Below are 15490 nucleotides of genomic sequence, written 5' to 3'. Positions count from 1 at the left end.
TGCGCGCATGAGGGGCGTGGCAACCGATATCGGCACGATCCATTTTGTCGGCATTGGCGGGATCGGCATGTCTGGCATTGCCGAGGTGATGCACAATCTGGGCTATAAGGTACAAGGGTCGGACGTCGCCGAGGGCTATGTGATCGCCGGGCTGCGGGGCAAAGGGATCGTCGTCCATATCGGCCAGCACGCCGATAATCTTGGCGATGCAGCGGTGATCGTCACATCGACCGCGATCAAGCGCGACAATCCAGAGGTTGAAGCGGCCTATGAACGGCGCATCCCGGTGGTGCGCCGCGCGGAAATGCTCGCTGAATTGATGCGGCTGAAATCGACCGTCGCGGTGGCGGGCACGCATGGCAAAACGACAACGACGAGCATGATCGCGGCGTTGCTTGATGCCGGCGGCGTTGACCCGACCGTGATCAATGGCGGGATCATCAACAGCTATGGCTCCAACGCGCGGCTTGGCGCGAGCGACTGGATGGTCGTTGAAGCCGATGAGAGCGACGGCAGTTTCCTGCGGCTCGACGGCACGATTGCGGTCGTCACCAATATCGATCCCGAGCATCTCGATCATTATGGCAGCTTCGACAAGGCGAAGGACGCCTATGTCGAATTCGTCGAAAATGTGCCCTTTTACGGCGCGGCGTTGCTGTGCCTCGATCATCCGGAAGTGCAGGGGATCATCCCGCGGGTGCGCGACCGGCGCGTCGTGACCTATGGTTTTTCGGCGCAGGCTGATGTGCGCGGCGTGAACGTGACGCCAATCCCCGGTGGCAATCGGTTTGAGGCGATCATCCGGCACCGTGATGGCAGCCAGCGATCGATCGAAGGGATCGAAATGCCGATGCCGGGCCGCCACAATGTCCAGAACGCGCTTGCTGCGATCGGCGTGGCGCTTGAGCTTGGCATTGACGATGCGACAATCCAGCAGGGTTTCGCGAAGTTCGGCGGCGTCAAACGGCGCTTCACCAAGGTGGGTGAAGTGGCGCTGGAGGGTGGTGCCGTTACCATCATCGACGATTATGGCCATCATCCGGTTGAGATCCGCGCCGTGCTGTCGGCGGCGCGCGAAGGCGCGACCAACCGCGTGATCGCGGTGGTGCAGCCGCATCGCTATTCGCGGCTTGGCAATCTGATGGAGGAATTTCAGCAGGCGTTTAATGATGCCGATGTGGTGCTGGTGTCGCCGGTTTACGCGGCGGGCGAAGCGCCGATCGAGGGCGTCGATGCCGAAGCGCTGGTCACAGGGCTGAAGACGCGCGGGCATCGGTCGGCGGCGGTAGTGGCTGATGCGGCGGCGCTGGCAGCGACGCTGGCGGAGACGATCCAGCCGGGCGATATGGTGATCTGTCTGGGCGCGGGCGACATCACCAAATGGGCGGCTGGGCTGGCCGATGCGATTGTGGCGGTGCGGTCGTGATCGCGGTGGTGGATATGCCATCCGTGCGCGGCAAGCTTTCTCCACAATCACCACTGGCACCGCTTGTGTGGTTCAAGTCGGGCGGATCGGCGGATTGGCTGTTCGAGCCGAAGGACGTGCAGGATCTGAGCGATTTTCTCGCCAACCTTGATCCCGCCACGCCCGTCATGCCGCTGGGGCTGGGATCCAATCTGATCGTGCGCGATGGCGGCTGGCGCGGTGTGGTGGTGCGGCTGGGCAAAGCGTTCAGCTTTGCGCGCACACAGAGCGACAAAACGATGCTGACTTGTGGCGGCGGTACGTCGGGCATTCTTGTTTCTTCGACGGCGCGTGATGCAGGGATTGCGGGGTTAGAGTTTCTGCGCAGCATTCCGGGTACCGTCGGCGGGTTCGTGCGGATGAACGGCGGGGCTTATGGGCGCGAGACCAAGGACGTCCTTATCGCCTGCACGGTCGTGCTGCGAGATGGCAAGGTCGCGACGCTGCCTGCCGAGGCGCTGGGCTATAGCTATCGCCATTCGATGTTGCCTGAGGGCGCGATCGTGGTCGACGCGACCTTCGCTGGCACGCCCGGCGATCCGGCCGCGATCCAAGCCGAAATGGACCGCATCGCCGCTGCGCGCGAGGAATCGCAGCCGCTGCGGTCTAAAACTGGCGGATCGACCTTTAAGAATCCCGACGGGCACAAGGCCTGGGCGCTGATCGATGCCGCCGGTTGCCGGGGACTGCGGATCGGTGATGCACAGGTCAGCGAAAAGCACTGCAATTTCCTGCTCAACCTGGGGGCTGCGACAAGTGCCGATATTGAAGCGTTGGGGGACGAAGTGATTGCACGGGTGAAGGCACATTCGGGGGTAACGTTGGAATGGGAAATCCAGCGGGTGGGGAACGCAGTATGACCGCCCTTCACTACATCCTCCCCGGAACGGGGAGGTGGCACGCGAAGCGTGACGGAGGGGGGCTTCCTCAGGCGCTGTGCTGCCGGCCAGCCCCCTCCACCGGCCGGTGGCCGGTCCCCCTCCCCTTGCAGGGGAGGATTGCATGAGCGTCCCCCTCCACATCGCCGTGCTGATGGGCGGCTGGTCCGCTGAGCGCGAAGTGTCGCTGGTCACGGGGGCGAACGTCGCCGAGGCGCTGGAAGCGAATGGCCACCGGGTGACGCGGATCGATATGGGCCGCGATGTCGCCGCGCGGCTAGCCGAGGCTGCGCCCGATGTCGTCTTCAACGCGCTGCACGGTACGCCGGGCGAGGATGGATCGGTGCAGGGCATGCTCGATCTGATGGGGCTGAAATACACCCATTCGGGCCTCGCCACCTCCGTGATCGCGATTGACAAGCAACTTACCAAGCTGCTGCTGGTGCCGCACGGAATCCCGATGCCGGGCGGGCGGATCGTCAAGACCGAGACGCTCTTTTCGGGCGATCCACTGCCGCGGCCTTATGTGCTCAAGCCTGTCAATGAAGGGTCGTCCGTGGGCGTCGCGATCGTCACGGATGAGGGCAATTATGGCAACCCGATTGCGCCGGGCAGCAAGGGTCCGTGGCAGGAATTCGATGAGCTGCTGGCCGAACCCTTTGTCCGCGGCCGCGAGCTGACGACGGCAGTGCTGGGGCAAGAGGCGCTGGGCGTGACCGAGCTGAAGCCCAAGAGCGGCTTTTATGATTACGACGCCAAATATACCGATGGCATGACCGAGCATGTCTATCCCGCCGCCATTCCCGACGAGATCACCGCCGCCTGTATGTCAATCGCACTGGAAGCGCACCGGTTGCTTGGCTGCAAGGGCTGTTCGCGATCTGATTTTCGCTGGGACGACAGCCAGGGCGCAGAAGGTTTGTTCCTGCTGGAGGTCAACACCCAGCCGGGCATGACGCCCTTGAGCCTGGCACCGGAACAGGCGCGCCACCGGGGGATGAGCTATGCCCAATTCGTCCAGCGTATCGTGGAGGCAGCGTTGTGAATAAATCCATCCGCCCTGGTCCGGCACCCCAGCGCCGCGCCGTGCAGCCCAAACGCCGCGCGCCCAAGGTCCACAAACCATCGTCGATCGATCGGCTGATCGCGCTGTTGCCGATCAGCCAGCAGACGCTGCAGCGGATCACGACCGTGGCGATCATGACCGTGATCGGCGCATCCGCGCTGGGCGTGGCGACCCTGTTCGGCGTGCCGCAGGCGGCAGGCGTCGCGGTTGCTGAAGAGATTGGCCGCGCCGGTTTTCGCGTGCGCGGGATCGAGGTGACGGGCGTCAAGCGGATGAACCCGATGGCGGTCTATGCCGTCGCGCTCGATCAGCAATCGCGGGCGATGCCACTGGTCGATCTGGCGGCGGTGCGGGCCAAGCTGCTCAAATATGGCTGGGTCGCCGATGCCCAGGTTTCGCGGCGGCTGCCCGACAAGCTGGTCGTCCATATCATCGAACGCGAACCAGCAGCGGTGTGGCAGGATAAGGGGCAGTTGACGCTGATCGACGCCAATGGCGAGCCGCTGCAGCAGATTTCAGCCGAGGAACTGCCCGAATTGCCGCGCGTGATTGGCGAGGGGGCGAATTGGCAGGCCCCATCTTACCGCGCGCTGCTGGACGCGGCACCCGCGCTGCGACCTTTGGTCAAGGCAGCGACCTGGGTCGGCAACCGCCGCTGGAACCTGGTGTTCGAAACCGGCGAGACACTGGTGTTGCCCGAAGAGGAGCCGGCCAAGGCGCTGGTCAAATTCGCGGAACTTGATGGTGCGCGGGCGTTGCTCGGCAAAGGCTGGCTGCGCTTCGACATGCGCGATCCGACCCGGCTGGTGGTGCGCAGGCCCGGCCAGCAGGCTCAGCGCGCGATTACCGACACGACCGCGACCCAGGCGGATGCGCCCCTCCCGATTACGCGCATGGCAATCGCCAGCGGTAGACAAGGATAAGATCATGGCGAAAACGGCTCCCGAAGGGTTGATCACCGCGCTCGATATCGGATCGTCCAAGGTCTCGGCGATGATCGCGCAAAAAGCCGAAGGCGGCGAATTGGTGGTGCTTGGCACCGGCCAGCGCGAAAGCCGCGGCGTCAAGCGTGGCTATATCGCCGATATGGCCGCGACCGAGGCAGCGGTGCGGGAAGCCGTCGAGCAGGCCGAGCGGATTGCCGGCCTCAACATCGAGAATGTCTGGGTGAGCTTTTCGGCGGGCAGTCTGGTGTCCGATGTCGCCTCGGTCGAGGTTGAATTGGGCGGCCACCGGATCGAGCAGGGCGATATCGATGAGCTGCTGGCGGCGGGGCGCGATTCAATCGATCCGGCAGGACGCATGGTGCTGCACGCACAGCCGACGCTCTATACGCTTGACGGGCTGACGGGGGTGAAGAAGCCGCTTGGCCTTCATGCTGATCGGCTGGGCGTCCACATTCATGTGGTGGCAGCGGACGGATCGCCGGTCCGCAACCTCGATCTCTGCGTCCGATCGGCGCATCTTGAGGTGAAATCGATCATCGCCTCGCCGGTGGCGACGGGCATGGCCTGTTTGTCCGATGAAGAGCGCGAACTTGGCGTGGCGCTTGTCGAAATGGGGGCAGGCATCACCAATGTCTCGCTGTTCGCCGGGGGCATGCTGGTGGGGCTCACCTCGATCCCGATCGGGGCGGCGGACATCACCGACGATATCGCCAGCGCCTTTGGCACGCGACGGACTCAGGCCGAGCGGATGAAGTGTTTTTATGGTTCGGCCAACGCGTCGCCGCGCGACAATCATGACATGATCGACGTCGCGCCGATCTCCGCCGAGGATGACAATAGCGACGGCGCGCGGATTACCCGGGCGCAGCTGATCGCGGTGATCCGCCAGCGGCTCGATCATCTGATGAGCGAAGTGCAAAAGGCGCTGACCGAGCTTGGCTTTGAAGGGCCTGTGGGCCGCCAGGTGGTGTTGACCGGCGGTGGCGCGGAATTGAAGGGCATTGCCGATTATGCGCAGGCAGCCCTTGGGCGGTCGGTGCGGGTTGGACGGCCACGCGGGCTGACGGCACTGCCAGAGGCGCATAGCGGCCCGGCTTTTGCAACGCTGGCGGGGTTGGCCCATTATGCAGCGTCAAACCCGGTCGATCTGCGATCAGTATCAGCAGCGCATCAAATGGTGGTTCGGCCCAAGGGATTTGCCCTGTTTGGGCGGCTGATTCAGACGTTCAAGGCAAATTATTAAAGAATTACGACAGCAACATCGTGATAGGGGCTAGAGTCGCCGGTTTGCTTGGTGCAGAACGGCGGAGATAAATAAGGGGTCCGGTGTCGCCGGGCCGCCACGGAGACAGGGCGATGAGCATCGAATTCCTTCCACCCGACGTTGATGAGTTGACCCCGCGCATTGCGGTTATCGGGGTCGGCGGCGCTGGCGGCAATGCCATCACCAACATGATGCGGGCAAATGTGCAGGGCGTCGATTTCCTCGTCGCCAACACCGATGCGCAGGCGCTGAAGCAATCGACCGCGCCGCAGCGTGTGCAGCTTGGTGCCAAGATCACCCAGGGACTTGGCGCTGGTTCACGGCCGGAAATCGGCCGCGCAGCAGCGGAAGAGACGATTGAGTCGATCACCAAGATGCTGGAAGGCGCGCATATGTGCTTCATCGCCGCCGGCATGGGCGGCGGCACGGGCACTGGCGCTGCGCCGGTTATCGCCAAGGCAGCGCGGGATCTTGGTATCCTTACCGTCGGCGTGGTGACCAAACCTTTCGCGTTCGAGGGCAACCGCCGCGCCAAGGCGGCTGAAGCGGGCATCGAAGAACTGCAGAAATATGTCGATACGCTGATCGTCATCCCCAACCAGAATTTGTTCCTGATCGCCAACGCCAATACGACCTTCAAAGAAGCCTTTGAAATGGCTGATGAAGTGTTGCAGCAGGGTGTGCGCGGCATCACCGATTTGATGGTGATGCCCGGCCTGATCAACCTGGATTTCGCCGACGTCCGTTCGGTGATGCAGGAAATGGGCAAGGCGATGATGGGCACCGGCGAAGCCGAAGGCGACGATCGCGCCATTGTGGCGGCGCAGAAGGCGATCGCTAATCCGCTGCTCGACGGGGTGTCGATGCAGGGGGCCAAGGGCGTCATCATCTCGATCACGGGTGGCGAGGACATGCGCCTGCTCGAAGTCGACGAAGCCGCCAATCATATCCGGGAACTGGTCGATCCAGAAGCGAACATCATCTGGGGATCGGCGTTTAACTCCGATCTCGATGGCAAGATCCGCGTTTCGGTTGTCGCGACCGGCATCGAAGCCGAGGCGCGTCCACAGGCCGCCCCTGAACCTTCGCGCGCCTTCAGCTTTGCAACGCCGCGCCGCAGCGAAGCCCCTGTTGCCGCCGAACCCATGCCAGTGAGCGAGCCGGTCAGCGCGCCCGTGCCGGTTGCGTTCGATCCGGCTGCCGATGAAACCATGGCGGACGCGGCACCCGTCGCTGAATCAGTCGATGACGAACTCGTGCTGGGTGCCGACGCCGCTGTGCCGAGCATGCCGAGCTTTGGCGACGAGCCGGTTGCCGAGGGCGAAGGCGTGCGGTGGTTGTCGCCGGGCGCCGCCGATGCAGCCGAGCCAGCGCCAGAACCCGTTGCTGGAACGCCGCCGCCCGCGCCAGAAGCGCCGCCGCGCGGCAAGATCGGCGGCACGTTGTTCGAACGGATGTCCAACGTCACCCGGGGTGCCGGGCGCGATGACGATCCCCTGGGTAAGGACCCGGTTGATATCCCTCGCTTCCTGCACCGCCAGAATAATCAGTAACGCACGCGGCGTGCCGGTTCACCGCCGGCACGCCTCGTTCTGGCGTTTGTGCTGATCGGGGACATTGCCCGATCACGCCTGCTCGGTTCTAGCGGAGATCTGATGAACGCGCGGATGCTCCCCTTTGCCGCTGTCTTGCTGGCTGCGCCGGTGCTGTGGAGCATTGCGCCCGCAATGGCCGGGCAATTGCAGATGATGCCGGGGCCAACCCCCGATGCCGATGCGCTGGCGGCGGAAATGCGGATTTTGGGGAGCAATCCCTTTGATTTGCGGGCATTGATCAATGCTGGCGAGTTGACGCTGAAGCTTGGCGATATCGATGCCGCGGCGGCTTTTTTCCAGCGCGCGGAGCGGATCAGCCCCAATAATGGGGAGATCAAATCGGGCAAGGCGCGCACCCTGGTGCAGCTTGGCCGCCCCGGCGAGGCGCTGGGCCTGTTCGCTGAGGCAGAGGCGCTTGGCTATGATCTCGAATCCATCGGTGCCGAACGGGCGCTCGCTTTTGATCTGATCGGCGAACAGGAACGCGCGCAACGCACCTATCGTCGCGCGCTCAAGCGCCGGAATGATGATGAAACGCAGCGCCGATATGCGCTGTCACTGGGGATTTCGGGGAAGCGCGATCTGGCACTTGAGCAGATCGACGCGCTGTTGCGGCGGAGCGATCGCGCCGCCTGGCGGGTCCGCGCCTTTGTGTTGGCGATGACGGGCGATGTACCGGGGGCGGAACGGATTGCCACCAGCATGTTGCCGGGCGAAATGGCGAGCGGCTTGCTGCCGTTTTTTCGGATATTGCCGACCCTGAGCGCCGCCGACCGCGCCTTTGCTGTCCATTTTGGCGAGGTGCGGGCGACGCCTGAGCGGATTGCCGATGCGCGGTTGATTCCGGTATTGCCGCCCTTGCCCTATGAAGCGCCGCCAGTGCAGGTCGCTGCGCAGGCGGTGCCGGTGCGCGATCGGGCGACGTTAAAGCGCGACCGCCGACGGGGGCGTGGTGAGCCGGTTGCGGTCGCGACCGTTGCACCGCCGCCGCCGCCTATCCCGCAATTGCCGCCGCCGCCGCGCGTGGCGATGGTGTCGCCAATACCAAGAGCGAGTCCAACGCCTCCATCGGTAGCGCCAACTGTTGCGCAGGTGAATGTGCCGCAGGTGTCGGCGCAAGCGGCTGAGTCCCCCGTCGTGCTGGCAAGCCGGTCAGCGCGGGCGCTGGACGCTACACCGGTCCCAACGCTGGTGACGCCGCCACCGCCGCGGTCAATCCCACCGGTGATCGTGCCGGTGCGCGAGGTTCCTGTGGCGGTTGCTACCACAGAGGCAAGGCCGTTACCGCCTGTGCCTGTTGAAGCCTCGCCGCGTGTCGCTGCGCCACCGGTCCAACTGGCGACACTTGAGCGGGTTGCGCCGCCGCCAGTAGTCAAGGAAGTCGCGGCATCCGTTCCAACGCCGGTGCCGACGCCCGTTTCGCCACCACCAGCCGCTGCCCCACAGACGCCCGTGGACACCGTGGCTGTGCAGGCGCCGCCGATCATTGCCGCGCCTGTGCCAGCCCCGGAAGCGGCGCGACCAAAGCCGATTGCGAGCGAGGAATCGATCCTGGCCCGGATCATTGCTACCATTGGCGTGCCTGCGTCTGAACTCGGCGTTGGGCCGGTGGTTGCCAAGCCCGCAGAGGCGGACGCTGCCGAAGCGCCGACCGCGGTTGCAGTTGCCAGCAAGCCGACTCTTCTTGACAAAAAGGCAGCCGAGAAGAAGGCCGCCGCCGAAAAGGCCGCCGCAGAAAAGAAGCTCGCCGACAAGAAAGCGGCCGACGAAAAAGCGGCCAAGGCCAAAGTGGCAAAGGCTAATCCGGCACGGATTTGGGTACAGGTGGCCGGGGGCTCCAGCGTGCGCGATTTGCCGCGTGAATGGGCAAAACTGCGCGACAAAGCGCCGGCGGCGTTCAAGGCGCGGGGTGCTTATACGACGCCGCTGCGCTTCACCAATCGCCTGCTGGCCGGCCCCTTCAAGAGCGACGATGAGGCGCAGGGCTTTGTCAATCAGATCGCCAAATCCGGGCTGACGGGTTTTGTCTTCGCCAGCGAAGCTGGGCAGAAGATCGACAAGCTACCCGCCAAATGAGCGTGCATGCGCCCTGGGCTTCCCACCCGGCGCGCAGCAAAGGTCGGCTCCACGAAGAACAAAACGCGACCGTGCCCCACCTTCCTCGGGGCCCGCGCGACGTGTTTCAGCGTGACCGCGACCGGATTATCCATTCGATTAGTTTTCGTCGCCTGCGCCACAAGACCCAGGTGTTCATGGCCCCCGATGGCGATCATTTCCGCGTCAGGCTGACGCATAGCCTGGAAGTTGCCCAAATCGGGCGAACAATTGCGCGGGCACTGGGGCTGAACGAGGATCTGACTGAGGCTCTGTGCCTGGCGCATGATATTGGCCATCCGCCCTTTGGTCATGCCGGTGAGGCGGCGCTGACCACGGCGCTGGCGGGGCAGGGCGGCTTTGACCATAACGGCCACACGCTGCGCGCGCTGATGACGATCGAGGCCCCCTATCCGCGCTGGACTGGGCTGAACCTGAGCTGGGAAATGCTGGAGGGGCTGGCCAAGCATAACGGCCCGGTGACCGCGCCCGGTTGGGCGCTGGCGGAGGCGGATGCTGCATTGCCGCTGGATTTGACGCGGTGGCCGTCGCTTGAGGCGCAGGTGGCGGCGATTGCGGACGATATCGCTTATGACAATCACGATATCGACGATGGCTTGCGCGCAGGCCTGCTGACGCTCGATCAGCTGCTGGATGTGCCAATCGTTGCCCGCATCTGGCGCGATGTGCGCGATCGCTTTCCCGATGTGCCGCCAACCCGACTGATCGGCGAGCTGATCCGTACCCAGATTGGTGAGATGGTCGCCGATTTGATTGCCGAGACACGGGCGCGGATTGCCGGTGCCGGGGTTGGTTCAGTCGATGATGTGCGCGGGGCTGGCCGCTGTCTGGTCGGCTTTTCTGACGCGATGCGCGAAGAGGAGCGCGTGCTGAAGCGCTTCATGTATGCGCAGCTCTATCACCATCCCCGCCAGCTGGCGGCAGCAACGATTGCCGAGGGCATTGTCGGCGGACTCTTCGCGGCCTACCGCGCTGATCCCACCCGGATGCCTGATGGCTGGGCGGCCCGCTTGCCCGCGGATGAGCCACAGCGCAGCCGCCACATCGCCGACTTCATCGCGGGGATGACCGACCGATATGCGATTGGCCGCTACCGTGAAATTGTCGGGCCAATCGATCTGCCCGAGGGGTTTTAGCTTATTGCGCGCGTGCCGGTGGATTGCGGCCCAGGTCCATGATCAGGCTCGTGAGCAGATAGAGGCGCGGAGGGAGCGAGCTGAGTTCCAGAAATTCCAGCTCGGAATGGAACCCGCCGCCGACTGGGCCAAGCCCGTCGAGCGCGGCAACGCCTGCTTCATGGGCAAGTGCGGATTCTGACGCACCGCCATTGCCACCACGGGTGATCTTTAACCCCGCCGCCGCGTAAATGCGTTCGGCGCGATCGGCGAGATCATCCGTGGCGCCATTGTCGGGCAGCGGCGGAAAGCTGACCCGGCGGCTGACGGAGACAGCGGTATCGGGGACGGCAATCGTTTGCGCATTGCGGCGGAACTGAGCGTCGATCTCGTCCCCCTGCGCCTTGGTGCGGATGCGCACATTAAAGATGGCTTCTGCGTCTTCCGGGATGATGTTGTAGCGCGAACCGGCTTTCATCAGCGTCAGATTGGCGGTGACACCGTCGCCGGTCTTGGGAAGGGAATCCGCGAGCTGGATCTGATGGACCAGCTCAAGCGCGGCATTGCGCCCGTCCTGCGGGGCGACGCCGGCATGGGCGGGACGGCCCTTGACTGAAATGGTGAAGGCATTGCTGCCCTTGCGCCACACGGTCAGCCGGTCCGGTGCATCACCGGGTTCCAGGTTTAGCTCGGCATCGGCATTGTTCAGCAACCGGGAAATCAGCCCGCGCGTGCCCTGCGACCCGCCTTCCTCCGAGGTTTCGATCAGGAAAGTGATCTGGGCGAAGTCACTGAATTTCAGCTCGCGCAGCAGGCGGATCGCGAAAATCCCTTCGATCACGCCGCCCTTTTCGTCCGACACGCCGGGGCCATAGGCGCGGGTGGCGTCGGTGCGGAAGGGGCGCGTGGCCACGGTGTCAGGACCGAACACCGTATCGGTATGTGCGATCATCAGGATGCGGCCTTTGCCGGTCCCCTTCAGCGTGGCGACGACATTATCGGGCAGGGTGGGGAGCTCAGCGGGCACGAGTTCCACCGTCATGCCCAGCGCGCGCAATTGTTCGGCGACGAATTCGGATGCCTTTTGCCCGCTGACCTTGTCGCCGGTGCCGGAATCGATGTTGACCAGCTTTTCGAGCATCGCGAGCTGATCGGCACGGGCCGCCGCCGCTGCCTTCCAGACGGGGCTATTCTTGCCGGTTGAGGCGGCGAGGACAGGCGTCGAGGCCAACAGCGAAGCGATGAGGGCGGCGTGGCGAAGGCGCATGCGACAGTCTCCGGTGTTTGCGCGTTGATTAAGGCACCAATTTCTTCGTCACCCCGGACTTGTTCCGGGGCTTACCGTGGTGACCACGCAACGCTTGCGGTTTATTGACCACGGTGGGCCCCGGAACAAGTCCGGGGTGACGGGAAGATTGACGAGAACAACGCCCCGCAGTGACGCGGCATGGCGCTTGCGTGTCAAGTCCAGCCCCTTTGCTCCGCACGCCGCGATCCGCTAACGGGGCCATCCTACCAAGCATTGGAACACTCAATGACGCTTTACCACCGGTTTGCCGCGCATATCGATGCCGCCCTTGATGCACTGGTCGCCTCTGGTGACTTGCCGGGTGGGCTGGAGCGGCGAAACGTGACGGTGGAGCCGCCGCGCGACGCCAGCCACGGCGACCTGGCGACCAATGCGGCGATGGTGCTCGCCAAGCCGGCGGCCACCAACCCGCGTGCGCTCGCCGACAAGATCGCCGAGCAGTTGCGTGCGCTGCCCGAGGTGGGGAGCGTTGCCGTTGCCGGTCCTGGCTTCATCAACATGACGCTGACCGATGCCACCTGGCGCAGCGAACTGGCCGCGATCATTGATCAGGGCGATGGCTATGGCCGCACGACACCGGCAAGCAAATCTGTGGTCAATGTCGAATATGTCTCCGCCAACCCGACAGGGCCCATGCATATGGGGCATTGCCGGGGCGCGGTGGTAGGCGATGCGCTGGCCAGCTTGCTCGAATTTTCCGGGCATAAGGTGATCCGCGAATATTATGTCAACGATGCTGGTGGCCAGGTCGATACGCTCGCGCGGTCAGCCCATCTGCGCTACCGCGAGGCGCTGGGGGAAGACATTGGCGAGATTCCGGAAGGATTCTACCCTGGCGATTATCTGATCCCGATCGGCCAGGCATTGGCGCAGGAATTTGGCGACCGGTATGTCGGTGCGCCCGAGAGCGACTGGCTGGTGCTGTTCCGTAAACAGGCGGTGGCGGCAATGCTGGTGCTGATCAGGGCCGATCTCGCCAAGCTTGGCATTCATCACGACCTGTTTTCATCCGAGGCTGAATTGCAGGCGGCTGGAAAGCCCGAGGCGGCCGAGGCTGAGCTCCGGTCGCGCGGCCTGATCTATGATGGCGTCCTAGAAGCGCCGAAAGGTGAAACGCCTGAGGATTGGGAGCCAGTCGTGCTGCCGCTATTCCGGTCGACGCAATTTGGCGACGATCAGGACCGGCCGATCCGCAAATCGACTGGGCAATGGACCTATTTCGGGGCCGATCTCGCCTATCATTACCAAAAATCGCAAGCCGCCGATGAGATGATCGACATTTGGGGGGCGGACCATGCCGGCACGGTCAAGCGGATCGTCGCGGCGGTGCAAGCGCTGACCAATGGCGAGAAGAAATTCGACGTCCGGCTGGTGCAGATGGTGCGGCTGCTGCGCGCGGGTGAACCGGTCAAAATGTCAAAGCGCTCCGGCAATTTCGTCACGCTCGCTGATGTCGTGGACGAAGTCGGCAAAGATGTCGTCCGTTTCACCATGCTGACGCGCAAGTCAGATGCGCAGATGGACTTTGATTTCGCCAAGGTGGTGGAGGCATCGAAAGACAATCCGGTTTTTTATGTCCAGTACGCCCATGCCCGAATCGCGTCGCTGCATCGGCGGGCCGCAGAGGCGGGAATCGTGTGTGGGACGGCCGATCTGTCCCAACTTGATACAGAAGAGCTGGTGCTGGTGAAGCTCGCCGCACAATTCCCCCGGATCGTCGAGACAGCGGCGGCGGCGCGCGAGCCGCACCGGATCGCCTTTTATCTCTATGATCTGGCAGCGCTTTTTCATGCGACATGGAATGTCGGCAATGATCGCCCCGATCGGCGTTTCCTAATTGTAGATAATGCTGTGCTTAGCTGTGCGCGACTTTTCCTCGCTGATGCGATAGGACAGATTATTCGTAGCGGCCTGGGCATCATGGGTGTCGAGGCGGTTCAGGAGATGAATTGATGGCGACCGCTGGCGATTATGACATTCGCGACGAAGACCGGCTGCCCTGGCTGGAAACCGTTGACGAAGACTATCGGGATAGCCCGTCAATCGTGCGGATTGGCTTGTTCGTGCTGATCGGCCTGGGGCTGATCGCGGCGGCAATCTATGGCATTTACTGGTATCAGCACAGCAATCTCGTCAAAGGAACTGGCGAGCTGATTGCAGCGGCTGAGGGCAACTATAAGGTAAAGCCCGATTCACCCGGCGGCATGAAGGTTGAAGGGGAGGGCGACACCGCCTTTGCAACCAGCGAAGGCAAAAGCGACGGTAATGCCTCGATCGATCTGAAAGCCGTGCCCGAAGCGCCGATGCCAAAGGCATCGACTACTCCCGCCAAACCCACTGCCACGGCGGGGCCAGCCATGGTGCCGCCGTCAGCCGGAACGCTAAAGGCGCCGGCGCCAGGGGCCATGCCCAAGGCGGTAGAATCGCCGCCGGTCGCAGCGGGGGGTGCCGTGGTCCAGCTCGGTTCCTTCCCGGATGATGCATCGGCCAACGCCGCCTGGACCAAGGCCAGCAAAAGGTTCAGCTATCTCGCCCCGCTCGGCAAATCGGTGCAGCGGGCAAAGGTTGGCAGCAAGACGGTCTACCGGTTGCGCGTCAATGCCGGCAGCGCGACCCAGGCGAATGAACTTTGCGCCAAGCTGCGGATTGCGGGGGAGGCTTGTTTCGTCGCCCGCAACTAGGCTAGCCTGAGCGGGCATGAAACCAGTCATTTACGGGCTCTCCGGGCTCTCCCTCACCGCCGATGAGCGCGCCTTTTTTCGCGATGCCGATCCGGCGGGCTATATCCTGTTCAAGCGCAACGTCGCGACCAGGCCGCAGCTGCTGGCGCTGACCAGCGAATTGCGTGCGCTGTCGGGTCGCGATGATGTGCCGATCCTGATTGATCAGGAAGGCGGCCGGGTCGCCCGGATGGGGCCGCCCGAATGGCCTGCCTTTCCGGCTGGTCCCGCCTTTGATGCGCTCTATGAGACTGCGCCGATGTCAGCGATCGAGGCGGCGCGCACCAATGCGCAGGCGATTGCGCTGATGCTTGCCGAAGTCGGCATCAATGTCGATTGCTTGCCGCTGCTCGATGTCTGCCAGCCTGATACCACCCCAGCGATCGCCACCCGCGCGCTGGGCAGTGAACCCATGCGGGTCGCGGCGATGGGGCGTGCGATCATTGAAGGACTGCGCCGGGGCGGCGTGGTTGGCGTGATGAAGCATATGCCGGGCCATGGCCGGGCGATTGTCGACACCCATTATCATTTGCCGACGGTCACCGCGAGCGACGCGGCGCTCGAAATCGATCTGGAGCCGTTTCGCGCGCTTAGCGATGCGCCGATGGGGATGACATCGCATATCGTGTTTGAGGCATGGGACGCGGCCCGCCCGGCAACACTGTCGCCGATCATCGTCAACGACATCATCCGCGGACGGATCGGCTTTGACGGGCTGTTGATGACCGACGACATCGACATGAAGGCACTTGCGGGCACCGCAGGCGAAAAGGCGGTGGGGGCACTTGCTGCCGGTTGCGACATCGTCCTCGATTGTTGGGGGCGGATGGACGAGATGACGGAGATCGCCAACCTGATCAGCGATATGCCGCAAATTTCCCGCGATCGGCTTGATCGGGCGATGGCAACAATTGCTGGCCAGGCGCCCGAAGGCGATGTGGCCGCGCTAATCGCCAAGCGGGATGCGCTATTGGCGGTGGCGTGACATTGATCGGTAAGCAAAATTTTTACGATCG

12 protein-coding genes are annotated in these 15490 nt (G+C 63.6%); 11 read left to right on the top strand and 1 reads right to left on the bottom strand.

From position 1 onward, the window contains the following. The first annotated feature begins 7 nt into the window (after window positions 1–7). From murC to B7Y43_RS15760, 8 genes are all read left to right on the top strand, one after another. Window positions 8–1426 carry a UDP-N-acetylmuramate--L-alanine ligase gene (gene murC, locus B7Y43_RS15795; RefSeq protein WP_374132636.1) on the top strand — a complete coding sequence of 473 codons (1419 nt, stop codon included), beginning with the start codon at window positions 8–10 and terminating at the stop codon, window positions 1424–1426. Window positions 1427–1440: 14 nt separating this feature from the next. After that, a complete protein-coding gene (gene murB / locus B7Y43_RS15790) occupies window positions 1441–2325 on the top strand; it encodes a UDP-N-acetylmuramate dehydrogenase (RefSeq protein ID WP_374132667.1) in 885 nt (294 codons plus the stop codon). 142 nt (window positions 2326–2467) lie between these two features. Further along, on the top strand, window positions 2468–3388 hold the full coding sequence (locus tag B7Y43_RS15785; protein WP_374132635.1) for a D-alanine--D-alanine ligase: 921 nt from the start codon (window positions 2468–2470) through the stop codon (window positions 3386–3388). Continuing rightward, window positions 3385–4332 (top strand): cell division protein FtsQ/DivIB, encoded by a 948-nt coding sequence (locus B7Y43_RS15780; RefSeq protein ID WP_374132634.1) that lies wholly within the window; start codon window positions 3385–3387, stop codon window positions 4330–4332. Before B7Y43_RS15785 ends, B7Y43_RS15780 begins: the two co-directional genes overlap by 4 nt. A gap of 4 nt (window positions 4333–4336) precedes the next feature. Then, window positions 4337–5599 (top strand): cell division protein FtsA, encoded by a 1263-nt coding sequence (gene ftsA, locus B7Y43_RS15775; protein WP_374132633.1) that lies wholly within the window; start codon window positions 4337–4339, stop codon window positions 5597–5599. Between the two features lie 113 nt (window positions 5600–5712). Further along, complete coding sequence (gene ftsZ / locus B7Y43_RS15770; RefSeq protein WP_374132632.1) at window positions 5713–7173, top strand: cell division protein FtsZ; 1461 nt, start codon at window positions 5713–5715, stop codon at window positions 7171–7173. Between the two features lie 102 nt (window positions 7174–7275). Beyond that, the gene (locus B7Y43_RS15765) at window positions 7276–9291 is read left to right on the top strand and encodes an SPOR domain-containing protein (protein ID WP_374132631.1); all 2016 of its coding nucleotides are present in this window, start codon (window positions 7276–7278) and stop codon (window positions 9289–9291) included. Beyond that, complete coding sequence (locus B7Y43_RS15760) at window positions 9288–10466, top strand: deoxyguanosinetriphosphate triphosphohydrolase (RefSeq protein ID WP_374132630.1); 1179 nt, start codon at window positions 9288–9290, stop codon at window positions 10464–10466. Before B7Y43_RS15765 ends, B7Y43_RS15760 begins: the two co-directional genes overlap by 4 nt. Before the next feature lies 1 nt (window position 10467). On the opposite strand, the gene B7Y43_RS15755 is transcribed toward B7Y43_RS15760, so the two are convergent. Continuing rightward, window positions 10468–11712, bottom strand: coding sequence for a glutamate carboxypeptidase (locus B7Y43_RS15755; RefSeq protein WP_374132629.1), 1245 nt, complete (start codon window positions 11710–11712; stop codon window positions 10468–10470). Between the two features lie 267 nt (window positions 11713–11979). Between B7Y43_RS15755 and argS the strand changes: the two genes are divergently transcribed. From argS to B7Y43_RS15740, 3 genes are read left to right on the top strand one after another with little or no spacing between them, the layout of a single operon-like run. Then, window positions 11980–13707: an arginine--tRNA ligase gene (argS, locus tag B7Y43_RS15750; RefSeq protein ID WP_374132628.1), complete on the top strand. Its 1728-nt coding sequence runs from the start codon at window positions 11980–11982 to the stop codon at window positions 13705–13707. Next, entirely contained in the window at window positions 13707–14435 is a 729-nt protein-coding gene (locus B7Y43_RS15745) for an SPOR domain-containing protein (protein WP_374132627.1), read from the top strand. The genes argS and B7Y43_RS15745 overlap by 1 nt, the downstream gene beginning before the upstream one ends. A 16-nt stretch (window positions 14436–14451) precedes the next feature. Beyond that, window positions 14452–15459: a glycoside hydrolase family 3 N-terminal domain-containing protein gene (locus tag B7Y43_RS15740; protein ID WP_374132626.1), complete on the top strand. Its 1008-nt coding sequence runs from the start codon at window positions 14452–14454 to the stop codon at window positions 15457–15459. Window positions 15460–15490 lie beyond the last annotated feature (31 nt).

This window comes from Sphingomonas sp. 28-62-20 (assembly GCF_002281505.1).
Note: the sequence above shows the minus strand (reverse complement) of the source record. Positions and strands in the feature narration are given on the sequence as shown.